This is a genomic window from Citrobacter youngae, from assembly GCF_003818115.1.
GTDB lineage: Bacteria > Pseudomonadota > Gammaproteobacteria > Enterobacterales > Enterobacteriaceae > Citrobacter > Citrobacter youngae.
The window spans coordinates 167,813-194,184 of sequence record NZ_RPOI01000018.1 but is presented as its reverse complement, the minus strand read 5'-3'; the positions used below and the strand labels follow the sequence as shown (position 1 = coordinate 194,184).

Below are 26,372 nucleotides of genomic sequence, written 5' to 3'. Positions count from 1 at the left end.
CCCCACCAGAGTGTGATATGCATAAAACCATTGCGGTATTACTGGGTTCAATTTGTCTATTTCCTGTCGTTGCACATGCGGAGCAGCCTGCAACGACCATTGCTGAAGCCGATAACATAAAAACGCTGTTTTTTGGTCATGATGATCGTGTGAGGGTGACTGACCCTACACAATCACCGTGGGACGCTATCGGGCAACTGGAAACCGCCAGCGGTAACCTGTGTACGGCTACGCTCATTTCACCTCACCTGGCCCTGACCGCCGGGCACTGCTTACTCACCCCACCAAAAGGCAAGCCGGATAAAGCCGTCGCGCTACGTTTTGTGTCGAAAAAGGGTATCTGGCGCTATGAAATCCACGGCATTGAAGGACGGGTTGATCCCTCTCTCGGCAAGCGTTTAAAAGCAGATGGTGACGGCTGGATTGTCCCACCTTCTGCAGCTCCGTGGGATTTTGGTCTGGTAGTGTTACGTTATCCCCCCTCCGGGATCACGCCGCTACCGTTATTTGACGGTGATAAAGCCGCGTTAACCGCTGCGCTAAAAGCTGCTGACCGTAAAGTGACTCAATCGGGGTACCCGGAAGATCACCTGGATGACCTGTACACGCATCAGGATTGCGTGGTAACTGGCTGGGCGCAAAATACAGTCTTGTCGCATCAGTGCGATACGCTCCCTGGCGACAGCGGCTCCCCATTGATGTTAAAGACAGATTCAGGCTGGCAATTGATTGGTGTGCAAAGCTCCGCTCCAGCAGCAAAAGATCGCTGGCGGGCAGATAATCGCGCCATTTCTGTGACGGGTTTTCGCGATAAACTCGAAGCACTGGCGAAGGAATGAGGCATGCTGCCCACGTTTGCGGGCAGCACGTAGATTAGGCAAGTTTGATCATTATCATTCCGGCCAGCAGCAAGGCGACGCCAATCCAGCCTTTGTTATTCAGGCGCTGACCAAAAAGCACCCATCCTGCGGCCAACGTTGCCGCGATCCCGAATCCTCCCCACAGCGCGTAGGCGACAGAAAGGTCGATCCCTTTTACCGCCTGGGACAGCGCACTAAAGGCCGCTAACACCGCCACCAGCGACAACACGCCATAAGCCTTACGGCGGAAACCATCGGAAAATTTTAAGAAGACGTTAGCAACGATTTCAAGAACGATGGCCATTCCAAGCCACGCGCCGTGAACCCACTCAAACTGCTGCATGGGTCACCTCCCTCCTCGCTTTTGCCGGCTTGCGGGTACCCGATTTGATCAACACAATGCCTAACACCAGCGAGACCAGTCCAGCAACTTTCATCGTGGTCAAGGTTTCGTCGAATAACAACACGCTAAACAGCGTAATAAATAAAATTCCGATACCTTCCCATAAGGCATAGGCCACACCAAGGGCGATTTTTTTAACGGCAAAACTGAGAAAAATATACGATAAGGCGATCATTACCAACATTAAAATAAAGCCCGCATTACCATGGCCTACGCTGGCCCATTTCATTGACAGCGTACCGGTAATTTCAGCCGCAATGGCCAGACCTAATAATATCCAGTAAAACATGATGCTTCTCCTGCTTGAGAATATAGTCCTTTGGGCCTACTGCATGCAGTAAACCAAAAAATAGAATCAGATAGCTCAGCGCATAACGCCAGCTCAGGCAGAAGAAGGGACTAAAGCGCGTTGCGCCAGTGTTGCTCACCCGCAAGCAAGAAAGTGGAGGAGGTACGAAGAAGTGTAGGTAAACGCAAAAACATCCTGAACGTATTGTCCATAATATTACAATTATCCGCAGTGTTGCTTCTCATCATCGCGGATGATAATTGTCCTCGGTAGTTAAACACAGATGATTTGTATCATAGGTTCAATGCGAACTCAAAATCTTTTCACTTCTTTACCCGACTCGTTTGATTTTTGTTATAACGGCTCGAGGCAGATCACATTATTATATTGATAAAAAACTCAGGGATTCACATGGCAAAACCGATCATCACGCTTAACGGCCTAAAAATAGTTATTATGCTCGGCATGTTGGTTATCATTTTAACCGGTATCCGATTTGCCGCCGATATCATCGTACCGTTTATTCTGGCGTTATTTATCGCCGTCGTGCTTAATCCCGTAGTACAGCGCATGGTTAAGCTCCGCATACCGCGTGTATTTGCCGTGTCATTGCTGGTTGTTATTATTGTCATGCTAATGGTGCTGCTTCTGGCTTATTTAGGTACATCCTTAAATGAGCTGGCACGGACACTGCCGCAATATCGTTCGTCATTGGTTATCCCACTGAAAAATATCGAACCGTGGCTACAACGTGCGGGGATCGGCGTTTCCGTAGACGAGTTGGTGAAATATGTCGATCCGAACGCTGCGATGACGCTGGTCACCAATTTATTGACGCAACTCTCTAATGCGATGTCCTCGATATTTCTACTGTTGCTGACCGTGGTTTTTATGCTGCTGGAAGTACCGCAACTCCCCGGAAAACTCAAACAAATGATGAGCCGCCCTCTTGAGGGAATGGCCGCGATCCAACGCGCTATCGACAGTGTCTCACACTATCTGGTACTAAAAACCGCCATCAGCATCGTCACCGGCCTGGTCGCCTGGGGCATGCTTGCCGCACTGGATGTCCGCTTCGCGTTTGTCTGGGGACTACTGGCCTTTGCCCTGAATTATATTCCCAACATCGGTTCGGTGTTGGCAGCGATTCCCCCTATTGCTCAGGTACTGGTATTCAGCGGTTTTTACGACGCGTTGCTCGTGCTGGCAGGTTATCTGGTGATTAACCTGGTATTCGGCAATATCCTCGAACCCCGCATCATGGGGCGTGGGCTGGGACTTTCTACGCTGGTGGTATTCCTGTCGCTGATTTTTTGGGGCTGGCTGCTCGGTCCCGTTGGGATGCTGCTTTCAGTACCGCTGACCATCATTGTAAAGATTGCCCTTGAGCAAACAAATGGTGGTCAAAGCATTGCCGTCCTGCTGAGCGATCTTAACAAAGAATAAGCGTATGCCCCGCTATCGCGGAGCTGTTCAACTACTGTTTGTCACGGAACACCAGTGCGGCGCTCATCAGTGTGAATAGCGCAATAATCCAGGCCATGGTCCAGGGGGTGCCGTCACTCAATCTCGCCAGCAGTAACGATGAGATGATGCCACTGCCATACTGTAATGAACCAATCAGCGCCGAAGCTGACCCGGCGATATTGGGGGCCGCATCCAGCGCGGCGGCCGTCGACGTTGCTGCAATGATCCCATTCATCGAAAACAGCAGAAACACAGTGATGATAATGGCAATAACCCCCCCTATTTCCAGCTTAACCAGCAGTGCCAATGCAACAGCAGCCAGTGTCGCCAACATTGTCGCGTACTTAAGCAACTGTTCTAACGCGTGCCGTTGCACCAGCCGGCGGTTGACCACACTCATCGCCATAACGCCGACAATATTTAACGCAAATAACCAGCCATAATGCTGCGGATCGACATGGTAATAGCGAATGTAAACAAATGGCGAACCGGTAATAAACGCATACGCACCCACGTAATAAAAGGTCAGACTCAGGGTGTAGCGCATAAATCGACCATTGGTTAATAGCGCGCGGTAATGATGGAATGCGCCAGCCAGTGAGGCTTTTACGCGTCTTTCTTCAGGGAGTGTTTCCGGTAACCACAGCAACGAGATAAACATCAGCACGCCAATGGCCACCAGTAACCAAAAAATAGAGTGCCAGGTGCTCAGTCGAATAATTTGCCCGCCAATCAATGGCCCTGCGATGGGGGCAATCGCCATAACCAGTACCAGGGTTGACAACATTTGCGCCGCACGAGTACGAGCAAAGAGATCACGAATCATGGCACGCGCCAGCATCGGTCCGGTACAGGCCCCCAGCGCCTGAAAGACCCGCCAGAAAACAATTTGCGTGATATCCGTGGACAGCGCACACCCCGCAGAACCGATGATAAACAGCACCATGCCGATGAACAACGGTGTACGTCTGCCCAGATGATCGCTGATCGGTCCCCAGACCAGTTGCGCAATAGCAAACCCCACCAAAAAACCGGTAACAGTAAGCTCCACATTGCCGTTTAAATCCCCCGCCATGGTCGGCATCGCCGGGAGGTAGATATCGGTTGAAAGTGAAGTAAAGGCCATCAGGCCGCTGAGGATGAGAATAAAAGAGAGACCGGTCTGGCTTGCAGCAGCAGCCGGCAGGCACTGTTCACGTGTACGCATAGCGTCCTGTTATCTTAGGAAAAGTCAGGTGGCAGTATATACGGGGTGAATGACAGTGATTAGATAGCCGAAGAAGCATAAGTTTATGAACGCCAATCATGAGTAACGCCCTCTCCCCGCTAACATATGCGACAACCTTCGCATTTTAGCCTGCTAAAAATGAATTTAGCTCATAGGTCTATGCTGATTTAACGGACTAATGGTGTGAACAGATTCTTGCTAATCTGCTGGCAATGCAAAAATGATGTTCAGGAGCGTTCCATGAATACAACGGTCTTAAATAACGGTGTTGAGATGCCTCTGCTCGGTTTTGGTGTATACCAAATGACCGAAGCGAACGAGTGTGAGCAAGCCGTGCGGGATGCCATCGAAACAGGATATCGCCTGATCGATACCGCCGCCTCCTATCTGAATGAAACTCAGGTCGGCAATGCGCTGAAACAAAGCGGCGTACCCCGCGATGAACTTTTCATCACAACCAAGCTGTGGTTACAGGATACCAGCTACGCTGGCGCGAAAGCTCAGTTTGCGCGTTCGTTGCAGCGCCTTCAACTTGATTACCTTGACCTGTATTTAATCCACCAGCCCTATGGCGACGTACACGGTGCCTGGCGTGCGATGGAGGAACTCTACGAGGAAGGGAAAATTCGCGCGATTGGCGTCAGCAATTTTCACCCGGACCGTCTGGCAGATTTGATGGCCTTCAACCGCATCATCCCGGCGGTGAATCAGATAGAAGTGAATCCCTTCCACCAGCAACCGCATGCCGTAGCCTGGATGCAGAGCCGCAATATTCAACCACAAGCCTGGGCACCGTTCGCCGAGGGGCGCAATGACCTGTTTCAAAATCCGACACTGGCCGCGATTGGTAAAAAGTACGGGAAAAGCATCGGTCAGGTAGTACTGCGTTGGATTTATCAGCGCGGAATTATTTCTCTGGCGAAAACCGTGCGTAAAGCGCGTATGACAGAGAATATTCAGATACTGGATTTTACCTTAACAACTGAGGAAATGACGCAAATCGCCGCCATGGACGCCGGGATCAGCGCATTTTTCTCGCATCGCGATCCGGCGCGCGTGGAATGGATAACCCAGCGTAAACTGGATGTTTAATAAAAAAACGGCCTCCGCAGAGGCCGTCTTACTTTTAAGCACGCATTACAACGCTTTCAGAATCGCATCCACGCTGGCTTTGGCATCACCAAACAGCATATGGGTGTTTTCTTTAAAGAACAGCGGGTTCTGCACGCCTGCATAACCGGTGTTCATTGAGCGTTTGAACACGATAACATTCTGCGCTTTCCACACTTCCAGCACCGGCATTCCGGCTATCGGGCTGCGCGGATCATCCTGCGCTGCCGGGTTCACCGTATCGTTCGCGCCAATAACCAGCACGGTATCGGTATCGGCGAAATCATCGTTGATTTCATCCATTTCCAACACGATGTCATACGGCACTTTTGCTTCCGCCAACAGCACGTTCATGTGACCAGGCAAGCGCCCTGCTACCGGGTGAATACCAAAGCGGACTTTGATACCACGGGCGCGCAGTTTCTCAGTGATTTCCGCCACCGGATACTGCGCCTGCGCCACCGCCATACCGTAGCCCGGGGTGATAATCACAGAATGAGAGTTTTTCAGCATTTCAGCGGTATCTTCGGCATTAATCTCGCGATGTTCACCTGCTTCTTCGGTATCACCGGTTGAGGACCCATCGGTGCCAAACCCACCCGCAATAACGCTGATGAAAGAACGGTTCATTGCCTTACACATAATGTAAGACAGGATCGCACCCGAGGAACCGACCAGCGCACCCGTAACGATCAGCAGATCGTTGCTCAGCATAAAGCCTGCCGCTGCTGCCGCCCATCCTGAATAGGAGTTCAGCATAGAGACGACGACTGGCATATCGGCCCCACCGATGGATGCTACCAGGTGCCAACCAAACGCCAGTGCGATAATGGTCATCACCAGCAGCGCCAGAACCTGCAGGCCCACGCTCTCGGTACGAACAAACACCACCAGCAGCAGGAAAGAAACCACCAGTGCCGCCAGGTTCAACTTATGGCGATTCGGCAGCATCAGCGGCTTAGATGAGATCTTGCCGCGCAGTTTACCAAACGCCACGATAGAACCGGTGAAGGTTACTGCACCGATAAAGATGCCGAGGAACACTTCAGTCAGGTGAATGTTCACCAGGATCGGTTCCAGACCGGTATCGTGATACAGGTAGCTGTTGAAACCAACCAGTACGGCGGCCAGACCGACGAAGCTGTGCAGAATCGCCACCAGCTCCGGCATCTCGGTCATCTCGACTCTTTTCGCCAGACGAATACCAATTGCACCACCAATGATCATTGCAACCAGAATCCAGGCGACGTTGCCGGTATCCGGGCCAAAAATCGTGGCAATCAGCGCAATCGCCATCCCGGCGATGCCGTAGTTGTTACCCTGTTGAGACGTTTCGTGTTTGGAAAGTCCCGCCAGGCTGAAAATAAACAGGATTGCGGCAACAATGTATGCAGCTGTAACTAATCCTCCAGACATATGTTACCCCTTAGTTTTTCCGGAACATTTTCAGCATGCGCTGAGTCACGGTGAAGCCACCGAAAATATTAATGCTGGCAATAAGCACCGCGATAAAACTCAGGAAACTCACCCAGCCGCCCTGGCCAATTTGTAATAATGCCCCCACGACGATGATCCCTGAGATAGCGTTAGTCACGGACATCAGCGGGGTATGCAACGCATGCGAGACATTCCACACCACGTAGTAACCCACCACGCAGGAAAGTGCGAACACCGTAAAGTGTCCGAGGAACTCTTTTGGCGCGACGTCGGCTAGCCAGCCAAACAAAATCACCACCAGCGCCATCAGCGCATATTTGCGCCATGGGGATGCAGGTTTTTTCTCTTCCTGTGGTGCAGGTGCAGCTTTAGGCGCCGCTTGTGGCTGAGCAGAAACCTGGATGGGTGGTGCAGGCCACGTAATTTCACCATCGCGAACCACTGTCACGCCGCGCACCACCACATCGTCAAAATCAACGGTGATGTTGCCGTCTTTCTCTTTGCACAACAGTTTCAGCAGGTTTACAAGGTTGGTGCCATACAATTGTGAAGACTGAGTCGGCAAACGCCCCGGCAAATCGGTATAGCCAATAACCTTGACGCCGTTCTCGGTGGTGGTCACCTGATTGGCAACGGTATACTCGCAGTTACCCCCGTTTTGCGCGGCGAGATCGACAATCACGCTGCCGGGCTTCATCGAATTAACCATCTCACGCGTGATCAGTTTCGGCGCTGGTTTCCCCGGGATCAGCGCGGTGGTAACGATGATGTCGACGTCTTTTGCCTGAGCGGCGAACAGCTCCATCTCCGCTTTAATAAACGCTTCGGACATCACTTTGGCGTAGCCATCGCCGCTGCCCGCTTCTTCTTTAAAGTCCAGTTCGAGGAACTCAGCGCCCATACTCTGAACTTGTTCTTTTACTTCCGGGCGCGTGTCAAAGGCGCGAACAATCGCCCCGAGGCTGTTTGCTGCACCGATAGCGGCCAATCCCGCCACGCCAGCACCGATCACCATCACCTTGGCAGGTGGAACTTTACCCGCCGCGGTAATTTGCCCGGTAAAGAACCGTCCGAACTCATGTGCCGCTTCAACAATTGCACGATACCCGGCAATGTTGGCCATCGAGCTTAAGGCATCCAGTGACTGCGCACGCGAAATACGCGGCACGGAATCCATCGCCATGACCGTCACATTTCGCTCAGCAAGCTTTTGCAGTAGCTCAGGGTTCTGCGCAGGCCAGAGAAAACTCACCAGCGTGGTACCCGAATTAAGCAACGGAATCTCAAACGCTTCTGGCGCATTGACCTTCAGGATAATCTCTGACTGCCAGACAGCATTCCCGTCAACAATTTCTGCGCCTGCTTGCACAAACGCCTTATCGTCAAAACTAGCCAGTTGACCTGCGCCGCTTTCAACCGCGACGCTAAAACCCAGCTTCAGCAGCTGCTCAACCGTTTTCGGTGTGGCTGCAACACGGGTTTCATTGGTTAACCGTTCTTTTGGTATGCCAATTCGCATAATGTTCCCTTCCATCTGTATTTTTGATGATGGTTTATCAATGTTCGCAAGAGGCATGCGCACACTCCCGAGAGAGCTCAGTGTTACCCCAATAAAATAAAACAGTAACAAACTCTGTATAAGCTACTGAAAATGACGCCTGTGATCTAGCGCCAAAAAACAGTATTTATTATGAAATTTGCAAAACAGGAATGAATTCATTCGCAAGCAGGGATAATGCCCTTTAAATAGCCCGCAAAGGCCGATAATTCGCTCAAGCGAAGCGGCAAAACATGATTAAGCGCCACCGTAGAACAATTGATTAACATTAAATTAACTTATGAAATTCAACTGCTTTATCAGTTTTAGCCGCCAAACGCCGAATTTTTAGACATATCACTAAATGTTATCGATGTTGTTAGCATGGGTGGCACGATGAGTGAAAAATCACGCAGACACTGACACAATTTAAATGCAATAATCAGCCACGTTTCTAGTCAATAACAATACCAGTACCTGGTTTGCGCAAGGCGAAGGATTATTTTTATGAAGCTTAAGAACACTCTCCTGGCGTCCGCTCTTCTTTCTGCGACTGCTTTTTCTGTAAATGCAGCGACAGAATTGACGCCGGAGCAAGCAGCTGCCCTGAAACCCTATGACCGCATTGTGGTTACCGGTCGTTTTAATTCTATCGGTGATGCGGTAGACGCCGTATCCCGTCGTGCAGATAAAGACGGTGCAGCCTCCTTTTATGTTGTTGATACCTCAGATTTTGGCAGTGGCGGTAACTGGCGCGTCGTCGCCGATATCTATAAAGCCGACGCTGAAAAAGCAGAAGTCACCAAAAATCGCGTCATCAACGGCGTTATGGAATTACCGAAAGACCAGGCTGTTCTGATTGAACCTTTCGATACCGTTACGGTTCAGGGTTTCTACCGCAGCCAACCTGAAGTAAATGATGCCATCACCAAAGTGGCGAAAGAAAAAGGGGCTTACTCTTTTTATATCGTACGCCAGGTTGATGCCAACCAGGGGGGTAACCAACGTATTACCGCATTCATCTACAAAGAAGATGCGAAAAAACGTGTTGTTCAAAGCCCTGATGCGATCCCTGCCGATTCTGATGCCGGACGTGCCGCGTTAGCAGCCGGTGGCGAAGCCGCGAAGAAAGTTGAAATCCCAGGCGTGGCAACAACCGCGTCTCCGAGTGCCGAAGTGGGTCGTTTCTTCGAAACTCAGTCAACTAAAGGCGGACGTTACACTGTCACCCTGCCTGACGGTACTAAAGTTGAGGAGTTGAACAAAGCTACCGCCGCGATGATGGTGCCGTTCGACAGCATCAAGTTCACCGGTAACTATGGCAACATGACCGAAGTCTCTTACCAGGTTGCTAAACGTGCAGCGAAAAAAGGTGCCAAGTACTACCACATTACCCGCCAGTGGTCGGAACGTGGTAACAACATGACCATCAGCGCCGACCTGTATAAGTAACAGACAGTTGTAACAATAAAAGGCGGCTTTATGCCGCCTTTAGCATTTTTAGTCACAAATCTGCCTATCCCCATTGCATGCGCTGTCTTCTCTCCGTAAAATCCCGCGCCTTGAGTCGCTTTCACCATTTTTATGCGATTTGCCAAAATAATTATTCTCTCACTCTCGTTTTTGTAACTGGATACAAATGGAAAAGAAATTGGGTCTGAGCGCACTGACGGCGCTGGTTCTAAGCTCAATGCTTGGCGCCGGTGTTTTCAGCCTGCCACAAAATATGGCTGCAGTAGCCAGCCCGGCAGCGTTATTGATTGGTTGGGCGATTACGGGCGCGGGGATCCTGCTGCTCGCGTTTGCCATGCTTATCCTGACGCGTATCCGCCCGGAACTGGACGGCGGTATCTTTACCTACGCGCGTGAAGGCTTCGGAGAACTGATCGGTTTCTGTTCCGCGTGGGGGTATTGGCTGTGCGCCGTTATCGCTAACGTTTCCTATCTGGTTATCGTCTTTTCCGCACTTAGCTTCTTTACCGATACACCTGCGTTGCGTCTGTTTGGCGACGGGAATACCTGGCAGTCTATTGTTGGCGCATCGGTACTGCTGTGGGTCGTGCATTTTCTGGTGTTACGTGGTGTACAGACAGCCGCCAGCATTAATCTGGTGGCGACGCTGGCGAAGCTACTGCCGCTTGGCCTGTTTATCGTTCTGGCATTTATGTTATTTAAGCTCGACACCTTTAGCCTGGACTTTACCGGTGTGAAACTGGGTGTTCCTGTCTGGGAGCAAGTTAAAAACACCATGCTTATCACCCTGTGGGTGTTTATCGGCGTGGAAGGCGCTGTCGTGGTGTCCGCTCGGGCGAGGAACAAACGCGATGTTGGGCGCGCGACACTGCTGGCTGTACTTGCCGCGCTTGGCGTCTACCTGTTGGTGACCCTGCTTTCTCTTGGCGTGGTCGCACGCCCGGAACTGGCTGAGATCCGCAACCCATCAATGGCTGGTCTGATGGTTAAAATGATGGGGCCATGGGGCGAAATCATTATCGCCGCGGGTTTGATTGTCTCTGTCTGCGGCGCCTATTTGAGCTGGACGATTATGGCGGCGGAAGTCCCATTTCTGGCATCCACGCACAAAGCATTCCCGCGTATTTTTGCCCGTCAGAATGCGCAAGGTGCGCCATCTGCATCACTGTGGCTGACTAACATCTGTGTACAGGTCTGTCTGGTGCTGATCTGGCTCACAGGTTCTGACTACAATACGCTGCTGACTATTGCCTCTGAGATGATTCTGGTGCCCTATTTCCTCGTCGGCGCATTTTTGCTGAAAATAGCGACCCGACCAATTCATCAGGCTGTTGGTGTCGGTGCATGCATTTATGGCTTATGGTTACTGTACGCGTCAGGTCCGATGCACCTGCTGTTGTCCGTGGTGCTGTATGCTCCGGGGTTGCTGGTTTTCCTTTATGCCCGCAAAACTCACGCGCATGACAACGTATTAAAACGCCAGGAAATGGCTTTGATCGGCCTGCTTCTTGTAGCAGCTGTTCCAGCGGCCTGGATGCTGATGGGTTAAATAGTTGACCCATCGTTTGCGACTCATGGAGATCTCGATGGGTAAAAAGCCCGCTTTGCCAATACTTATCACCGGAGGGGGCCGTCGTATCGGTCTCGCCATCGCGTGGCATTTTCTGAATCAAAAGCAGCCGGTGATCGTCAGTTACCGGACACACTACCCGGCGATTGATGGCCTGCAAGAGGCGGGGGCACAATGTATTCAGGCTGACTTCGCGACCGACGAAGGCGTCCTCGATTTTGCCAGGGAAGTGAAAGCCCGTACCGAAGGTTTACGCGCTATTGTGCATAATGCCAGCGCCTGGCTTGCCGAAAAACCGGGGCTGCCGCTTTCTGAGGTGCTGTCCAGCATGATGCAGATCCACGTGAATACCCCTTACCTGCTTAATCACGCGCTGGAAGGCCTGCTGCGCGGACATGGGCATGCGGCCAGCGATATTATCCATTTTACTGATTACGTCGTAGAGCGTGGCAGCGACAAGCATATTGCCTATGCTGCCAGTAAAGCTGCTCTGGATAATATGACCCGCTCATTTGCCCGCAAACTGGCCCCGGAAGTGAAAGTTAACGCAATCGCCCCCTCGCTAATCCTGTTTAACGAGGGTGACGATGCAGAATATCGTCAGCAGGCGCTGAATAAATCGTTGATGAAAACCGCACCCGGTGAAAAAGAAGTCATTGATTTAATAGACTACCTGTTTACCAGCTGCTTTGTCACCGGCCGTAGCTTTGCCGTTGACGGTGGTCGCCACCTGCGCTAGTGCAGTTTTATCCAACAAAAGATCAGCAACCACGCGCTCAGGCTCCAGCAGACTACCGAGCCAATGAGCGCGACGGGTAAACGCATAAAACCGGTGAAGTACCACAGTGAAATGAGGTAGACAAAATAGGGAATAATCGACCACATGCTGAATACAATCGTTGTACGCAGCGCCTCGATCCCACGTTCACTGGCCACAATATAGTGGGCAATCAACGCAAAGGTTGGGAACAACGGAATTAATCCGGCAATATAGTAATTCTTTGTTTTAGCCAGCAAGCCAATCAACACCACCACCAGCGCACCCAGCGCCGCTTTTACTACGAGCCCCATCGTTTTGCCTTAACACATCAATAACATCAGCCTCTAGCATAACGGAAGCGTTCTCGTTTAGAAAAGATTAATGGAAGGAAAAACGATGGCGGTGTATGTTGGCGTTTTATATTCAAAATGAATGATATGAACACCATCGTATTTGTTGAAGATGATCCCGAAGTAGGTTCGCTGATTGCGGCCTATCTGGCCCGGCATGATATTGAGGTTATCGTTGAACCTCGTGGTGATTTGGCCGAAGAGAAAATTCTGCAAGTGCAACCCGATCTGGTGTTGTTAGATATTATGCTTCCAGGTAAGGACGGTATGACTATTTGCCGTGATTTGCGTGGGCGCTGGCAAGGTCCAATTGTCCTGCTGACTTCGCTGGACAGTGACATGAACCATATTCTGGCTCTCGAAATGGGTGCCTGCGACTATATCCTGAAAACCACACCACCGGCAGTACTGCTGGCTCGCCTGCGCCTGCATTTACGCCAAAACGAACATTCAGCCCAGGCTAAAGGGATTCAGGCTGCCACCATCACCCCGCACACCACTCTGCGTTTTGGCGCACTGACCATTGACCCAACGAATAGGTCTGTGCTGCTCGGCGGTGAGCTGGTCGCCCTCTCTACGGCGGATTTTGAGTTACTTTGGGAACTGGCAACCCATGCCGGGCAGATTATGGACCGTGATGCGTTGCTGAAGAATCTGCGCGGCGTAAGTTACGACGGTATGGACCGCAGTGTCGATGTCGCAATTTCCCGGTTACGTAAAAAACTGCTCGATAACGCGACTGAACCCTATCGAATCAAAACGGTACGCAACAAAGGTTATTTGTTCGCGCCGCACGCCTGGGACGACGAATCTCAGAAATAACCCACCGGATGAGGCGCATAACCTATCGCGTGAATGCAACTCAACGTGACAGCGTCACGTTGAGTTGCATACCGATTTTCTACCTCAACTGAACGTCAGACCGTCATATTTTTTCCAGCGGTAGTTCAACGCGGAAATAATCCAACAGGCAATAAAAACGCCAATAATGACAAACCCGACGTTGCCCATGTGGTCACTTAAGTTACTGACCGTGTCCCACAGCCCGCCCTGTAACGAAAAAGCATCAGACAGCAGGCCCAACCCCTCCAGTCCACCGATAAACAGCGCCACAATCACTGAGGTTCCGGTAATGGTCATATTGTAATACAGCTTACGCTGCGGCTTATTGAATGCCCAACCGTAGGCCTCAACCATCAGAATACTGTCGAGGCAGTCAATCAGCGCCATACCGCAGGTAAACAGCGCCGGGAAGACTAAAATGGACCAGACAGACATCCCGTTGGAGGCGCTTGAAGCCGATATGCCCAATAACGAGATTTCAGTCGCGGTGTCAAAGCCCAGGCCAAATAAGAAACCAACAAAATACATGTGCCAGTCTTTCCCAACCAACCTGAAGGCTGAGCGGAATAGCCAATTCAGCGGACCTGAAACCGTGACATCTTCCGTGGAGAGATCATAAATACCGGTACGTTTCAGATGGCGGAACGCCTTCCAGACCTGACAGAAAATGATGAGGTTGATGGTAGCCAGAATCAGCAGAAATGCGGCAGAAACGGTGGTTCCGATAATTCCACCAATATTCTGAAACCATACCATATGTTGCTTAAATACGCTGGTGGTCAGAGCAATACCCATACTTGCCAGCACGACGATGGTGGAGTGTCCCAGAGAAAACCATGCCCCCGTCGTCAGCGCGCGTTTGTTTTGCTGCATGAGCTTTCGCGTCGCACTATCTATGGCCGCAATATGATCGGCATCGACTGCATGACGCAAACCATAACACCACGCGATCAGGCTCAGCGCCAGAAGTGACGTATTATGCCGAAACGCGGTGAATGCCCAAAGCCAGGCGACTATGTTTGCTCCGATGAGAAAAACCACCAGCAATATGAGGTTTGGCCGTTTTTTTATTAATGAATACAACGAAGTCATTATTTCCGGCCCACTCGTTTTGTAATAAACAACACAACATCACCGCCGTTCACTGATAGATTAATAAAACGTTTACCAGCCTAATGATAACGTTTAAGAATTACCAGCCCAGTGTCTTAGATCAAAGTTGCCTGCTCTCTTCGTCCAGTTCAGCAATCGCTAACTCCGCGACATGCAAGGTTATCGCCGCATTTTCCCCATCCTCCAGAAACCATGCAGAAGATAAACCACACCATGCGGCTATCCACATCAGCAGTCGCTGTCGTTCAATCCCGGCTATCTCAGAGACAAGTTGCACGCGTTGCTTAAAAATGTTTGGGTCTGTCGCGATAGCAACACAGGGATCGGCAAGGTCAGGATTCGTGAATATATTGGCGTAATCAAACCCTCGCTCACCCAGTAGTCCCTTGGGATCAATTGCCAGCCAGCCTGCCGGGCCAAAATCGAGGACATTGCCGTGGTGTAAGTCACCATGCAATACGACCTCATTCTGAGGAGATGAGAACAATTCGTTTGCGATCTCTGCACAGCGCGTCATAACTCCACCATAGATTTTCGCCGCTGGGGCAAGATCGCCAAACCAATGATGTAGCGGCGTTAGCGCGGGTGTAGACGTATTTTGCGGGAGATGGAGACGGCTGGCAGTATGGCAAATAATGCGACAAACCTGCGCATCTTTGCCAGAGCGGGACATGTCAGCTAAAGAACTCGACCCTGTTGCTCGTTCTAACAGAATCGCGCCATCAGCATGAGCAAGCACTCTCGCTGCGCCATTCCCGCTCCACCAAACCATCAGCTCGCCGCCATTTCGTTCACTATCATCGGTGGTGAGTTTGAGTATCGCTTTTTGTCCATTTTTAATAACGGTAACGGGCAAAAGCTGCGATGTGTGCGTTGCAATCTGTTCGCCATCAGGAGTGAGTCCCCATCGGCTGAGCCAGCCATTGACTACAGATTTATCCAATGCGGCCTCTTATTTGATTGAGCCTTGAGGCGATAAAACATATTATTACTCCACTTTATAGGGAAATACATGAACAACGTTGCCTGCCAGTAGATACACTCCAAGACTCTCGGTTCTTTGCTTAACTTCTTCAAAAGGAAGTTGTGAATCGGGCTCTCGTCCTCCCCAAACCAGCAGCCCATTGTTGGCATAATGTTCCATGAACTCCAGGGTTTTGCCATTTTCAAGCGCAATAACCACCCTGCTCCCTTTTAGCGGTTGCAGGGAACCGTCATCATCTGCAATAAACATCTCTGTTACACAGGAATCAGATTCTTTGATCGGGAGCGGTGAAACAATCATGCCATTGGCCGCTACCGGTTTGAAATCCAGTTGCGAGGTCTTCACTTCTTCTGACGTTTGATACGGAATTCTGCCGCCCCAAATATGGATCCCGTCAGGGATTCCCTCCGGTAACGGTTGTGGGCTACCAGCCAGTTCAAGCGATTTGCCATAAGCAAACTCAACAACAATACTGCGACCATTTTGTAAGGCCAAATCGCCATTCTGGTCGATAATATAGATCTTCATATCATCCTGTCTCCGCTGTTTTTGATACTCGTGATTGATACTCAGGAAGATGAAAATGCTAAAAGCCAATAAACAGCTGCCATCGCTGAAACACTCAATAAAATACTGATTATGAAATAGGTTTTGAATGGCTGTTTTTGTGTTTTATGACGAAAAAGTTGTTGGCCCGCAATCGCGCCAGGCCACCCGCCCACAACGCCAAACACCAGCAAAGTGGATTCTGGCACTCTGCGCCAGGCCTTACGCGCCGCCATTTTATCTGCGCCGTAAATCACCAGCGTCAAAACATTAACAAGCAGGCACCACATGGCCAAGGGATGTGGGGTGAATATACTGCCTGACGCAGCCAAAATCAGTAGCAAGTAACAGAAACGATTGAGGTTCATTTTATTAGTTGTGTGGAATAGATCAGAATGCATCAAAGCCGCATTATACGTCATACATGCCAAAGCGCCGAGCGGAGGATGGCAATGCAGAAATAGTGGATACAGTGTAATATCGGAATGCCATTCTGGGTCAGCATTTCAGCCAGAGTGCGCGCCCCAGTCCGGTTCCACGCCGGCGTACTTAGCTGTACAGCCTCACTCGCGCCGGATTGACAGTATCGCGTCGTTTTCGCCTTCTCGCCAGTACCGGTAACTGCTACGGTGTATTTCCAGTGCGGAACAAAGGCTTACAACCGTGTGGCTGTCACTCAGTCTGGCGGCTATCGTGAACCGTTCAGTGAGTCGGACATCAAGAGTGCGGTAGCCTTTTTTAATATCGTATTCTGTTCCTCCTGACGCTCTCGCCTGAGCTAACGAACCCAACTTTCAAGCGTGGTAGAACCGACATTCATTGCTTCACTGGCTTGTCGATTGAGTAGCCCTTATCAACAATCAGCTGTGCACATGCCAGCCTGAACTCAGGGGTGAAAGTACGCTTAGTTTTCTTGTTCATTAAGTCACCTGTTTTATGTAGTGGTGAGAATATCACTTTTAATCAGGTGGCCAAATTTACTGTGCCACTAAAACTGGCTTCTGGTTTCTTTTTCTGCGCACTCTTGCGCGTTTTAATATACCTGCGCACGCTGGAATTCCTGCTCCAGCTTTTTCCAGTCCATTTTCGGCATAACATCACCAAATAATCATTGCTCAACGTCTATGCAGGGCAATAACCACTATTTTACAGGCCGCATTCCATTTTTTGACTACCAATATATTCATAATAAAAATATTAGATATACTAATGATGAGTTAATTTCATGTTAAATCATGTTGTGTAATCACAGCTATCAGTCCACTCTCTAATCTGGAGAAAACAACAACAGCTTGCCAACCGGTTACCGGGGATGATGATGTCCATCCCCCGGCCTTTTAATCATTTCGTAGATTGTCGCACTCTGCTGTTCACTCATACTACTATCAGCATTAATACAGACACTGGGGCTTGCGGTCTCGTTTATGTTGGCAGCAATAGAAACACGCTTAACGCGTTATCGTTCGCCGACGTGGATTCGGTGTGCCAAGTATTTTCAGTATGGGCGGTTAATGCAGAGCAATTGAGAGTCATGTAAGCAAATGCTATAGCAGTATTCTTCACTGGTTGACGGCTAATTATGGAATTTGCAGAAAACAGGTATGAAAAAGCCCCGGCAGGGGAGTCGGGGCTAATTGAGTATGGTGCCGGGTGCCTCCCGGTGAGTCTTTGGACAGCCTCCGTGACTCGCACCAATTTTGGACCATGTAAAATTAATTACACTTTGCTGTTTATGCCCCACCGCTTAGGGGGATTCACCGCAAACACATTCTACTCAATTATCTTTTAGGTAATTTTAGCTATGGGTGCGGGTTTTTTACTAACCGCCCCACCTAAGCGAATTTCATAATGGCAATATCGGTCAATTTATTCACATCAAAATATTATACACGTCATGCAAAGTTAATTTCATGTTAAATAAGACTATAAATCATCACCTGTTGAAGCACTATCTAACCGAGAAAGATTATAATATTTTATCCAACCAGTTACCGAAGATGATAATTCTTATCCTCTGGATGTTTTTGTCAAAATCATTGATAACTCATTTCCACTATCAAACCTATCCGCAGATGAGCTTCACAATAGCTATTACTGCGAGATGCCTGTACTAAATATCGCCACTTCGATCGCCCACCTATCATCCCAGTGGATGGACGACTTACCGCCGCGTGGTTCCAGCTTAGCTATCCGGGGATCGAAGATTTTGATAGCCGCTTCTGTGCTCATTTTTATTTCTCACTAACCTGCTTTGGCCGCGAACGTTATCTCATAAAAAGGAGCGGTTGCTTGCAGTGTTGCAAAAAGTGAAATGTAGTACAGACTGTCAATTCATACTCAACCAGAATGACTCCTGACAAACATTATAAAAATTCTTCTTCATTGGCCTGATTTCCTGCCCTGCCGCATCTATCACTTCCCAACAAATCCAACATTCAGGGCAAACATCATTGGGATGTTGTGTAGCTTCAAGTTCATGAGTACAGCGGATTACCACACCACTATCGTGTCTCCATTCCATGGTTATAGTCTCAACCTCAGCCAAATCATCGCATTCACAAGATTCTTGAATACAAATTACTTCCTTTCCGCTTTTAATAGCATTCACATAATACGCCAAATCAATCATATCTTTTCGTCGTAAAAAAACATTAGTGGCAAAGAATATACCCCTATACAGCCCCGTAAGCAGCACCGCATCCGTAACCATGGCTTGTGTACTGACTACCTTGGTCAGAATGAGCCAGCACCTGTTTTTGGGGATTACGTCACCACACGGCCATCAAAGCGCATTCAGAACAATATCTTTTGTCATCCGGGGTTGCATTGACCAGCCGATAACTTTGCACGAGAACAGGTCAACAACGACGGCCAGATACAGCCAGCCTTCGTGGGTTCGGATGTAGGTTATGTCCGTTACCCAACGTTCATCCGGAGCTTCCGGGTTGAACTGCCGCTGGAGCCTGTCGGGTGTCACGATACTGACTTCACCTTTACGCGCTCGTGGGCTGCGATACCCGACCTGAGCCGTTATCCCGGCACACTCCTTCAGCCGCCACGCCGGTTGATCCCACATTGTTTCCCGCTATCTCGCAGGATGACTCCGAGGTGTCTGTTAAACCTGTGGCGATTCACTGCTAATTCGATAAGCTCACTCTGGAACACAACCATAAGGCGTTCTGGCGTGCGCCGCCGTCGCCCATAGCAAACCCGGCATACTTATGTATGCTGGATGCTCTCCGCTGGAGCCAACCCTGCGTTTATTGCAAATCAGATGGGTCATGAGAATGCAGAAATGGTTTATACAGTGTACTCTGCCTGGATAAACGCGCTTGATGGTGATCAAATAGCCTTTCTGAACCAGCGCATCAGCGGATACAACTGTGTCCCCCTGGTGCCCCCAGAGGGAAACGCGCAATAGCTAACATATTGAACATTGAGTGATTTTTCATGAAAAAGCTGTTTGTGCAGTTTTATCTCTTATTGTTTGTCTGTTTTCTGGTGATGACCATGCTGGTTGGCCTGGTGTACAAATTCACCGCAGAACGTGCGGGCAGACAGTCGCTCGACGACTTGATGAAAAGCTCGTTGTATCTGATGCGCAGCGAATTACGCGAAATCCCGCCGCGTGACTGGGGAAAAACCCTGAAAGAGATGGATTTAAATCTGTCTTTTGATCTTCGCGTAGAACCGTTGAATAAATACCATCTGGATGCTCCCACCATGCAGCGCTTACGGGAAGGCGATATCGTTGCGCTCGACGATCAGTACACCTTTATTCAACGAATTCCACGAAGCCACTATGTACTAGCCGTCGGCCCGGTACCTTATCTCTATTTCCTGCACCAGATGCGCTTGCTGGACGTCGCGCTGATGGCCTTCATTGCTATTTCATTAGCCTTCCCTGTGCTGATCTGGATGCGCCCACACTGGCAAGAGATGCTCAGACTGGAGGCCGCTGCGCAGCGTTTTGGTGAAGGGCATCTTAATGAGCGGTTGCACTTTGACAGCGGATCAAGCTTTGAGCGCCTGGGCGTGGCGTTTAACCAAATGGCAGACAATATCAATGCCCTGATTGCCAGTAAAAAACAGCTGATTGACGGCATTGCCCATGAGCTTCGCACACCGCTGGTGCGATTGCGTTACCGCCTGGAAATGAGCGATAACCTCACCGAGCAGGAATCGCAGGCGCTAAACCGCGATATTGGTCAACTGGAAGCGTTAATTGAAGAATTGCTCACCTATGCTCGTCTGGATCGGCCGCAAAATGAGCTAAAACTCAGTGTTCCGGACCTGCCTATGTGGCTAACAACCCATCTGGAAGATGTACAAAGCGTCAATCCCGATCGTGCGGTACGCCTGCGCCATCTTCAAATCGGAGACTACGGCGCACTGGATATGCGTTTGATGGAGCGTGTGCTGGATAATTTGTTAAACAACGCTCTGCGTTACTGCCAGTCTACTGTGCAAGCCAGCCTGCAACTCAATGGGAGTCAGGCAACGCTTATCGTCGAAGATGATGGACCCGGCATCGCGCCAGCTGCGCGCGAGCAGATTTTTGAACCGTTCGTTCGTCTGGACCCCAGCCGTGACCGGGCGACAGGTGGCTGCGGACTTGGCCTCGCCATCGTCCACTCCATTGCTCTGGCTATGGGCGGTACTGTGGTCTGTGATGAAAGTGAACTCGGTGGTGCCCGCTTCTCCTTCAGTTGGCCTGTCTGGCATAACATACCTGAATTTTCAGCTGCCTGACCTACACCGCTCGGTGGTCAGGTTGAGTGTCTTGTGCTATAAAAAAGTATGTTGTAACTAAAATGGTAAGCCTATGTCTCGCTATGATCTTGTCGAACGCTTAAACGGAACCTTTCGCCAGATGGAACAAGAACTGGCACACCTCACCGGGCAATTGCAACAGCAGGCGCTGCTGATTGCTCGCGTGTTCTCGTTGCCGGAAGTGGTGAAAGAGGCAGAACACGCGCCACTGGAAACCATCGACGTTAAACAGCACTTGGGTAAAGAGGCGGAAACCCTGGCACTACGCCACTTTCGCCACCTGTTTATTCAACAGCAGTCCGAGAATCGCAGCAGCAAGGCGGCTGTCCGCCTGCCGGGGGTACTCTGCTATCAGGTGAATACCGGCACACAAGTCGTGCTGGAAGAGCAAATACAACGTATTAATCAGCTTAAAACCACCTTTGAGCGTATTGTCACCGTAGATTCTGGTCTGCCATCGGCGGCGCGTTTTGAATGGGTGCACCGCCACCTACCGGGGCTGATTACGTTGAACGCCTATCGGACGCTAACGGTCGTCAGAAATCCGGCTACCCTGCGATTTGGCTGGGCCAACAAGCATATTATTAAGAACCTGACACGTGATGAGGTACTGCAACAACTGGAAAAGAGCCTGACATCACCACGCAGCGTGCATCCGTGGACACGCGAAGAGTGGCAGGCCAGGCTTGAGCGTGAATACCAGGACATCGCTGCCCTGCCACAGCAGGCAAAATTGAAGATCAAACGCCCGGTCAAAGTACAACCCATCGCCCGAGTCTGGTACAACGGGCAGCAAAAACAGGTGCAATATGCCTGCCCGACGCCATTAATTGCGCTAGTAAATAACGAAAACGGCATGACGGTGCCGGATATCGGAGGATTACTGAACTACGATGCTGACAATGTTCAGCACCGTTTTAAACCTCAGGCGCAACCGTTAAGACTGATTATCCCACGGCTGCACCTGTATGTAGCGGATTAACGACCCGGTCGCATGCTACCGACCATCAGTTCCGGGCGGACCCAGCTGTCGAATTCGACCTCGGTTAAATATCCCAGCGCCAGGGCTGACGCTTTTAAGGTCAGTCCTTCTTTATGCGCCTTTTTAGCAATCTCAGCCGCTTTATCGTAACCGATATGGGTGTTTAGCGCGGTTACCAGCATCAGTGATTCGTTGAGCAGCTGATCAATGCGTTCACGATTTGGCTCGATCCCTGTCGCACAGTGTTCGTTGAAGCTTTCCATACCATCAGCCAACAGGCGAACCGATTGCAGGAAGTTGTGGATAACCATCGGGCGATAGACGTTCAGTTCAAAATTCCCTGACGCCCCGCCGATATTAACGGCAACATCGTTACCCATAACCTGACAGCACAGCATAGTCAGGGCTTCACATTGTGTCGGGTTAACCTTACCCGGCATGATGGAACTGCCCGGCTCATTTTCAGGAATAGAAATTTCGCCAATGCCGCAGCGCGGACCGGATGCCAGCCAGCGTACATCATTGGCGATTTTCATCAGCGATGCAGCCAGGCCTTTTAGCGCGCCGTGAGCATGAACCAGGGCATCGCAGGTGGCGAGCGCTTCGAATTTATTCGGCGCGGTGACAAAAGGTGCAGAGGCCAACACAGCCAGTTCATCCGCAACCCGCTCGGCATATTCCGGGTGGGTGTTCAGCCCGGTCCCTACCGCCGTACCGCCCAACGCCAGTTCAGCAACGTGTGGCAGACTATGTTCAATATGCTTCAGGTTATGTTCCAGCATGGCCACCCAGCCTGAGATTTCCTGACCCAGCGTCAGGGGCGTCGCATCCTGTAAATGGGTTCTGCCGATTTTGACAATGTCGGCGAAGGCATGCGATTTTTCACGTAACGTGGTGGTCAACACATTCAGTTGAGGGATCAGATGCTCACGCAAAGCCAACAGCGCGGCGACATGCATTGCCGTGGGAAAAACATCATTTGAACTTTGGCTTTTGTTGACGTCATCGTTCGGATGTATTTTTCGCTCCATCCCCCGCACGCCGCCCAACAATTCGCTGGCCCGGTTTGCCAGCACCTCATTCATATTCATATTGCTTTGCGTGCCGGAGCCGGTCTGCCAGATAGCCAGCGGAAACTCATCACGATGTTTGTCTGCCAGAACCTCGTCTGCAGCCTGCATGATGGCGGAGGCTTTTTCCGCAGCCAGCAACCCCAAATCCTGGTTAACCTTCGCAGCGGCCCGTTTAGTCAGCGCCAACGCGTGGATCAGCGAAACCGGCATTTTCTCTGTTGAAATGCGAAAATGCTCCAGCGATCGTTGCGTTTGCGCGCCCCAGAGTTTATCGGCCGGGACATCGATCGCACCCATTGAATCATTCTCGCGGCGTACCGTTACCATTACCTGCTCCTTATATTAACGATTGATTAGGTTATGTTTCGACATTGCCCACTTGCATTGGTCTTATGAGTATTAACGAGGAAAAAACTGTCGTTTGGTGGTTCGTGCGGTAAAAAAAACCGCCCCGTAGGGCGGCTGACGTTACTTAACGCAGCGTGCGCACTGCGACGTCTGAATTTGCTGGAAGAAATCGTTTCCTTTGTCATCCACCAGGATAAACGCCGGGAAATCCTCCACTTCAATTTTCCAGATGGCTTCCATCCCCAGTTCGGGATATTCCACGCACTCCAGACTCTTGATACTGCCCTGAGCCAGCACGGCCGCTGGCCCACCAATGCTGCCTAAGTAGAAACCGCCATGTTTATGGCAAGCGTCAGTAACCTGCTGGCTGCGGTTTCCTTTTGCCAGCATGATCATACTCCCGCCCGCGGCCTGAAGCTGGTCAACATACGAGTCCATACGTCCGGCAGTGGTTGGACCAAGCGAGCCAGATGCATAACCTTCCGGCGTTTTTGCCGGTCCGGCGTAATAGATTGGGTGATCTTTAACATACTGCGGCAAACTTTCGCCGTTATCCAGACGTTCTTTCAGTTTCGCATGCGCTATGTCACGTCCAACGATGATCGTACCATTCAGCGACAAGCGGGTAGAAACCGGATATTGCGACAACTGTGCCAGGATATCCTTCATCGGACGGTTCAGGTCGACACGCACGGCTTCGCCTTCGCCTGCCTGACGCAGTTCTTCCGGGATATATTTGCCAGGATTGTGTTCGAGCTTCTCAATCCAGATCCCTTCACGGTTGATTTTGGCTTTGATATTACGGTCAGCAGAGCAAGAGACCCCCATACCGACCGGACACGACGCGCCGTGACGCGGCAGGCGGATTACACGGATATCATGAGCAAAGTACTTTCCGCCAAACTGCGCGCCCAGCCCTAAATTCTGTGCCTCAATCAGCAGCTCTTTTTCCAGCACCACATCACGGAATGCCTGGCCATGTTCGTTACCTTCGGTCGGCAGCTCATCATAGTATTTCGCCGACGCCAGTTTCACCGTTTTCAGCGTGGCTTCTGCGGATGTTCCACCGATCACAAACGCGATGTGGTACGGCGGGCAAGCTGCTGTTCCCAGCGTACGCATCTTCTCCACCAGGTAATTTTTTAATTTGCCTGGCGTGAGCAGCGCTTTGGTTTCCTGGTACAGATAGGTTTTGTTCGCCGAACCGCCGCCTTTGGCAATACACAGGAATTTATATTCATCGCCGTCGACGGTATACAAGTCAATCTGTGCTGGCAGATTGGTACCGGTGTTCACCTCTTTGTACATATCCAGCGCGGCGTTTTGTGAATAGCGCAGGTTATCTTCGATGTAGGTGTTATAAACCCCACGCGCCAGCGCCGCTTCGTCACCGCCGCCAGTCCAGACACGCTGTCCTTTTTTACCCACGATAATCGCCGTGCCGGTGTCCTGACATGTCGGCAGAATGCCCTTTGCCGCGATATCAGAGTTACGCAGGAATTGCAGGGCGACATATTTATCGTTTTCGCTGGCATCCGGATCACGCAGAATGTCTGCAACCTGCTGCTGATGAGCAGGACGCAGCATAAACGATGCGTCATGAAACGCCTGGCGAGCCAGCAAAGTTAAAGCCTCAGGCGCAACTTTGACAATCTCCTGCCCTTCAAATTCGGCAACGGAAACATAGTCGCTGGTCAGCAGATAGTATTCGGTATCATCCTTTTTGAGGGGAAAAGGATGCTGATAATGAAAGGGTTTGTTTGACATTGTGCTCTCACTTACTGCTCGGTCTGGTTATTCTCTGGGCAGATGTTCCATTGCCCTGCTTCCCTGCCGCAGATCGGGTTGTAGAAGATATGGCTTTCTGCAACCAGAATTACTCAGGGTATTAAAAGCGAGTCACCATATCCTACACAATTTTTTAACAAAAACTGAGACTAGTACGACTTTTTGCACGTGCAGGTTACTTCGACCGGGGTTTCTTGGTTTAATAGCCAGAGATTTTTCAACATTGAAACAGGGCATTGATAATGCAAAAACTGATCAACTCAGTGCAACACTACGCCTGGGGAAGTAAAACTGCGTTAACGGAACTTTATGGCATTGCCAACCCAACCCAGCAGCCAATGGCCGAGCTGTGGATGGGTGCTCATCCGAAAAGCAGCTCTCAGGTTCAAGGGGCCGATGGCCAACCCGTTGCTCTGCGCGATGTTATCGAGCACGACAAATCCGCACTGTTGGGCGATGCGGTAGCAAAACGCTTTGGCGAACTGCCCTTCCTGTTTAAAGTGCTCTGCGCCGCTCAACCCCTTTCTATTCAGGTCCATCCAAACAAACACAACTCTGAGATAGGTTTCGCCAAAGAAAACGCTGCCGGGATCCCGATGGATGCCGCTGAGCGTAACTACAAAGATCCGAACCACAAGCCAGAACTGGTTTTTGCCCTGACGCCATTCCTGGCGATGAATGCGTTTCGCGAGTTCTCTGACATCGTTGCGTTGTTACAACCGGTTGCGGGCGCACATCCTGCCATTGCTCACTTTTTGCAGGAACCCGGTGCCGAGCGCCTGAGCTACCTTTTCGCCAGCCTGTTAAATATGCAGGACCAGGAAAAATCGCATGCACTGGCAATACTGAAATCAGCCCTTAACAGCCAGCAAGGCGAACCGTGGCAGACTATTCGCCTTATCGCCGATGTCTACCCGAACGACAGCGGTCTTTTCTCCCCACTGCTGCTGAATGTGGTGAAGCTAAATCCTGGCGAAGCGATGTTCCTGTTCGCCGAAACGCCGCACGCCTATCTGCAAGGTGTGGCACTTGAGGTCATGGCAAACTCTGATAACGTGCTGCGTGCAGGGCTGACACCGAAATATATCGATATTCCGGAGCTGGTGGCCAACGTTAAATTTGTCGCAAAACCGGCGAACCAACTGTTGACCACGCCGGTCAAAACCGGTGGTGAACTCGACTTCCCGATCCCGGTTGATGATTTCGCCTTCTCCCTGCATGAACTGTCTGCCGGAGAAGCCGTAATTAGCCAGCACAGCGCGGCAATTTTGTTCTGCATCGAAGGTGAAGCGCTACTGAGTAAAGGCGATCAACGTCTGGTACTAAAACCGGGTGAATCCGCATTTATTAGTGCGAATGAATCGCCAATAAGTGTCAGCGGCGTCGGCCGTTTAGCGCGTGTTTACAACAAGCTCTAGCAAGATACTGATATTTTTG

At 50.6% G+C, this 26,372-nt stretch carries 24 protein-coding genes and 2 pseudogenes; 10 read left to right on the top strand and 16 right to left on the bottom strand.

The annotated features are described in order from the left end of the window. The first annotated feature begins 17 nt into the window (after positions 1–17). Complete coding sequence (locus EHN13_RS16750; RefSeq protein WP_124021766.1) at positions 18–839, top strand: trypsin-like serine peptidase; 822 nt, start codon at positions 18–20, stop codon at positions 837–839. A gap of 34 nt (positions 840–873) precedes the next feature. Here the strand turns inward: EHN13_RS16750 and mdtI are convergent, their stop codons facing one another. The 3 genes from mdtI to EHN13_RS24585 form a co-directional block, all read right to left on the bottom strand. Beyond that, on the bottom strand, positions 874–1,203 hold the full coding sequence (gene mdtI / locus EHN13_RS16745) for a multidrug/spermidine efflux SMR transporter subunit MdtI (protein ID WP_040233868.1): 330 nt from the start codon (positions 1,201–1,203) through the stop codon (positions 874–876). After that, a complete protein-coding gene (gene mdtJ / locus EHN13_RS16740; RefSeq protein ID WP_161958620.1) occupies positions 1,190–1,555 on the bottom strand; it encodes a multidrug/spermidine efflux SMR transporter subunit MdtJ in 366 nt (121 codons plus the stop codon). The genes mdtI and mdtJ overlap by 14 nt, the downstream gene beginning before the upstream one ends. Before the next feature lie 107 nt (positions 1,556–1,662). Beyond that, positions 1,663–1,833 carry a protein YdgV gene (locus EHN13_RS24585; RefSeq protein ID WP_086523670.1) on the bottom strand — a complete coding sequence of 57 codons (171 nt, stop codon included), beginning with the start codon at positions 1,831–1,833 and terminating at the stop codon, positions 1,663–1,665. Positions 1,834–1,963: 130 nt separating this feature from the next. Between EHN13_RS24585 and EHN13_RS16730 the strand changes: the two genes are divergently transcribed. Continuing rightward, the gene (locus EHN13_RS16730; protein WP_048211724.1) at positions 1,964–2,998 is read left to right on the top strand and encodes an AI-2E family transporter; all 1,035 of its coding nucleotides are present in this window, start codon (positions 1,964–1,966) and stop codon (positions 2,996–2,998) included. A 31-nt stretch (positions 2,999–3,029) separates the two neighbouring features. Here the strand turns inward: EHN13_RS16730 and EHN13_RS16725 are convergent, their stop codons facing one another. After that, the gene (locus EHN13_RS16725; protein WP_124021765.1) at positions 3,030–4,226 is read right to left on the bottom strand and encodes a multidrug effflux MFS transporter; all 1,197 of its coding nucleotides are present in this window, start codon (positions 4,224–4,226) and stop codon (positions 3,030–3,032) included. Between the two features lie 261 nt (positions 4,227–4,487). Between EHN13_RS16725 and EHN13_RS16720 the strand changes: the two genes are divergently transcribed. Further along, entirely contained in the window at positions 4,488–5,339 is an 852-nt protein-coding gene (locus EHN13_RS16720; protein WP_048211726.1) for an aldo/keto reductase, read from the top strand. Between the two features lie 45 nt (positions 5,340–5,384). Here EHN13_RS16720 and pntB read toward each other — a convergent pair whose 3' ends face one another. Both pntB and pntA read right to left on the bottom strand, forming a co-directional pair. Further along, a complete protein-coding gene (pntB, locus tag EHN13_RS16715; RefSeq protein ID WP_005121173.1) occupies positions 5,385–6,773 on the bottom strand; it encodes a Re/Si-specific NAD(P)(+) transhydrogenase subunit beta in 1,389 nt (462 codons plus the stop codon). A 10-nt stretch (positions 6,774–6,783) separates the two neighbouring features. Then, positions 6,784–8,313 carry a Re/Si-specific NAD(P)(+) transhydrogenase subunit alpha gene (pntA, locus tag EHN13_RS16710; protein ID WP_124021764.1) on the bottom strand — a complete coding sequence of 510 codons (1,530 nt, stop codon included), beginning with the start codon at positions 8,311–8,313 and terminating at the stop codon, positions 6,784–6,786. A gap of 525 nt (positions 8,314–8,838) precedes the next feature. Between pntA and ydgH the strand changes: the two genes are divergently transcribed. From ydgH to folM, 3 genes are all read left to right on the top strand, one after another. Continuing rightward, complete coding sequence (gene ydgH / locus EHN13_RS16705; RefSeq protein ID WP_124021763.1) at positions 8,839–9,783, top strand: DUF1471 family protein YdgH; 945 nt, start codon at positions 8,839–8,841, stop codon at positions 9,781–9,783. A gap of 187 nt (positions 9,784–9,970) precedes the next feature. Continuing rightward, a complete protein-coding gene (locus EHN13_RS16700) occupies positions 9,971–11,353 on the top strand; it encodes an amino acid permease (protein WP_124021762.1) in 1,383 nt (460 codons plus the stop codon). A 37-nt stretch (positions 11,354–11,390) separates the two neighbouring features. Further along, a complete protein-coding gene (folM, locus tag EHN13_RS16695; protein ID WP_061067866.1) occupies positions 11,391–12,113 on the top strand; it encodes a dihydromonapterin reductase in 723 nt (240 codons plus the stop codon). Here the strand turns inward: folM and EHN13_RS16690 are convergent. Next, positions 12,110–12,445 (bottom strand): GlpM family protein, encoded by a 336-nt coding sequence (locus tag EHN13_RS16690; RefSeq protein WP_005121178.1) that lies wholly within the window; start codon positions 12,443–12,445, stop codon positions 12,110–12,112. The two genes, folM and EHN13_RS16690, sit on opposite strands and share 4 nt — an antisense overlap. Before the next feature lie 126 nt (positions 12,446–12,571). Between EHN13_RS16690 and rstA the strand changes: the two genes are divergently transcribed. Next, positions 12,572–13,306 carry a two-component system response regulator RstA gene (gene rstA, locus EHN13_RS16685; RefSeq protein ID WP_162926026.1) on the top strand — a complete coding sequence of 245 codons (735 nt, stop codon included), beginning with the start codon at positions 12,572–12,574 and terminating at the stop codon, positions 13,304–13,306. A gap of 84 nt (positions 13,307–13,390) precedes the next feature. On the opposite strand, the gene EHN13_RS16680 is transcribed toward rstA, so the two are convergent. From EHN13_RS16680 to EHN13_RS16650, 7 genes and pseudogenes are all read right to left on the bottom strand, one after another. Further along, positions 13,391–14,419: a HoxN/HupN/NixA family nickel/cobalt transporter gene (locus EHN13_RS16680; protein ID WP_048211731.1), complete on the bottom strand. Its 1,029-nt coding sequence runs from the start codon at positions 14,417–14,419 to the stop codon at positions 13,391–13,393. A gap of 121 nt (positions 14,420–14,540) precedes the next feature. Then, positions 14,541–15,383 carry an aminoglycoside phosphotransferase family protein gene (locus EHN13_RS16675; protein ID WP_124021761.1) on the bottom strand — a complete coding sequence of 281 codons (843 nt, stop codon included), beginning with the start codon at positions 15,381–15,383 and terminating at the stop codon, positions 14,541–14,543. Positions 15,384–15,428: 45 nt separating this feature from the next. Beyond that, complete coding sequence (locus tag EHN13_RS24365) at positions 15,429–15,953, bottom strand: hypothetical protein (protein ID WP_232034637.1); 525 nt, start codon at positions 15,951–15,953, stop codon at positions 15,429–15,431. A 41-nt stretch (positions 15,954–15,994) separates the two neighbouring features. Beyond that, positions 15,995–16,339 carry a DUF1294 domain-containing protein gene (locus EHN13_RS16665; RefSeq protein WP_101742573.1) on the bottom strand — a complete coding sequence of 115 codons (345 nt, stop codon included), beginning with the start codon at positions 16,337–16,339 and terminating at the stop codon, positions 15,995–15,997. A gap of 110 nt (positions 16,340–16,449) precedes the next feature. Continuing rightward, positions 16,450–16,928: pseudogene (locus tag EHN13_RS16660) on the bottom strand (transposase); the annotation flags it as partial. Positions 16,929–18,297: 1,369 nt separating this feature from the next. Continuing rightward, complete coding sequence (locus EHN13_RS16655) at positions 18,298–18,681, bottom strand: hypothetical protein (RefSeq protein ID WP_233612869.1); 384 nt, start codon at positions 18,679–18,681, stop codon at positions 18,298–18,300. Beyond that, a pseudogene (locus tag EHN13_RS16650) lies at positions 18,674–19,067 on the bottom strand (DDE-type integrase/transposase/recombinase); the annotation flags it as partial. The pseudogene EHN13_RS16650 and the gene EHN13_RS16655, both read right to left, overlap by 8 nt. Positions 19,068–19,421: 354 nt before the next feature. Here EHN13_RS16650 and rstB point away from each other — a divergent pair. Further along, positions 19,422–20,723, top strand: a complete 1,302-nt coding sequence (gene rstB, locus EHN13_RS16640; RefSeq protein WP_124021760.1) for a two-component system sensor histidine kinase RstB — start codon at positions 19,422–19,424, stop codon at positions 20,721–20,723. Between the two features lie 73 nt (positions 20,724–20,796). Further along, positions 20,797–21,726 (top strand): DNA replication terminus site-binding protein, encoded by a 930-nt coding sequence (gene tus, locus EHN13_RS16635; protein WP_124021759.1) that lies wholly within the window; start codon positions 20,797–20,799, stop codon positions 21,724–21,726. Here the strand turns inward: tus and fumC are convergent. Continuing rightward, positions 21,723–23,126 (bottom strand): class II fumarate hydratase, encoded by a 1,404-nt coding sequence (gene fumC / locus EHN13_RS16630; protein ID WP_124021758.1) that lies wholly within the window; start codon positions 23,124–23,126, stop codon positions 21,723–21,725. The genes tus and fumC overlap by 4 nt on opposite strands. A gap of 141 nt (positions 23,127–23,267) precedes the next feature. Then, positions 23,268–24,914: a class I fumarate hydratase gene (gene fumB, locus EHN13_RS16625; RefSeq protein ID WP_124021757.1), complete on the bottom strand. Its 1,647-nt coding sequence runs from the start codon at positions 24,912–24,914 to the stop codon at positions 23,268–23,270. Between the two features lie 263 nt (positions 24,915–25,177). On the opposite strand from fumB, the gene manA reads away from it, so the two are divergent. Continuing rightward, positions 25,178–26,353 carry a mannose-6-phosphate isomerase gene (gene manA / locus EHN13_RS16620; protein ID WP_005121190.1) on the top strand — a complete coding sequence of 392 codons (1,176 nt, stop codon included), beginning with the start codon at positions 25,178–25,180 and terminating at the stop codon, positions 26,351–26,353. The last annotated feature ends 19 nt before the right edge of the window (positions 26,354–26,372 follow it).

Coding starts and splice junctions, on each gene's coding strand:
- EHN13_RS16750 (WP_124021766.1), top strand. CDS start 18: ATGCATAAAACCATTGCGGTATTACTGGGTTCAATTTGTCTATTTCCT.
- mdtI (WP_040233868.1), bottom strand. CDS start 1,203: ATGCAGCAGTTTGAGTGGGTTCACGGCGCGTGGCTTGGAATGGCCATC.
- EHN13_RS16730 (WP_048211724.1), top strand. CDS start 1,964: ATGGCAAAACCGATCATCACGCTTAACGGCCTAAAAATAGTTATTATG.
- EHN13_RS16725 (WP_124021765.1), bottom strand. CDS start 4,226: ATGCGTACACGTGAACAGTGCCTGCCGGCTGCTGCTGCAAGCCAGACC.
- EHN13_RS16720 (WP_048211726.1), top strand. CDS start 4,488: ATGAATACAACGGTCTTAAATAACGGTGTTGAGATGCCTCTGCTCGGT.
- pntB (WP_005121173.1), bottom strand. CDS start 6,773: ATGTCTGGAGGATTAGTTACAGCTGCATACATTGTTGCCGCAATCCTG.
- pntA (WP_124021764.1), bottom strand. CDS start 8,313: ATGCGAATTGGCATACCAAAAGAACGGTTAACCAATGAAACCCGTGTT.
- ydgH (WP_124021763.1), top strand. CDS start 8,839: ATGAAGCTTAAGAACACTCTCCTGGCGTCCGCTCTTCTTTCTGCGACT.
- EHN13_RS16700 (WP_124021762.1), top strand. CDS start 9,971: ATGGAAAAGAAATTGGGTCTGAGCGCACTGACGGCGCTGGTTCTAAGC.
- folM (WP_061067866.1), top strand. CDS start 11,391: ATGGGTAAAAAGCCCGCTTTGCCAATACTTATCACCGGAGGGGGCCGT.
- EHN13_RS16690 (WP_005121178.1), bottom strand. CDS start 12,445: ATGGGGCTCGTAGTAAAAGCGGCGCTGGGTGCGCTGGTGGTGGTGTTG.
- rstA (WP_162926026.1), top strand. CDS start 12,572: ATGAACACCATCGTATTTGTTGAAGATGATCCCGAAGTAGGTTCGCTG.
- EHN13_RS16680 (WP_048211731.1), bottom strand. CDS start 14,419: ATGACTTCGTTGTATTCATTAATAAAAAAACGGCCAAACCTCATATTG.
- EHN13_RS24365 (WP_232034637.1), bottom strand. CDS start 15,953: ATGAAGATCTATATTATCGACCAGAATGGCGATTTGGCCTTACAAAAT.
- EHN13_RS16665 (WP_101742573.1), bottom strand. CDS start 16,339: ATGAACCTCAATCGTTTCTGTTACTTGCTACTGATTTTGGCTGCGTCA.
- EHN13_RS16655 (WP_233612869.1), bottom strand. CDS start 18,681: ATGGTTACGGATGCGGTGCTGCTTACGGGGCTGTATAGGGGTATATTC.
- rstB (WP_124021760.1), top strand. CDS start 19,422: ATGAAAAAGCTGTTTGTGCAGTTTTATCTCTTATTGTTTGTCTGTTTT.
- tus (WP_124021759.1), top strand. CDS start 20,797: ATGTCTCGCTATGATCTTGTCGAACGCTTAAACGGAACCTTTCGCCAG.
- fumC (WP_124021758.1), bottom strand. CDS start 23,126: ATGGTAACGGTACGCCGCGAGAATGATTCAATGGGTGCGATCGATGTC.
- fumB (WP_124021757.1), bottom strand. CDS start 24,914: ATGTCAAACAAACCCTTTCATTATCAGCATCCTTTTCCCCTCAAAAAG.
- manA (WP_005121190.1), top strand. CDS start 25,178: ATGCAAAAACTGATCAACTCAGTGCAACACTACGCCTGGGGAAGTAAA.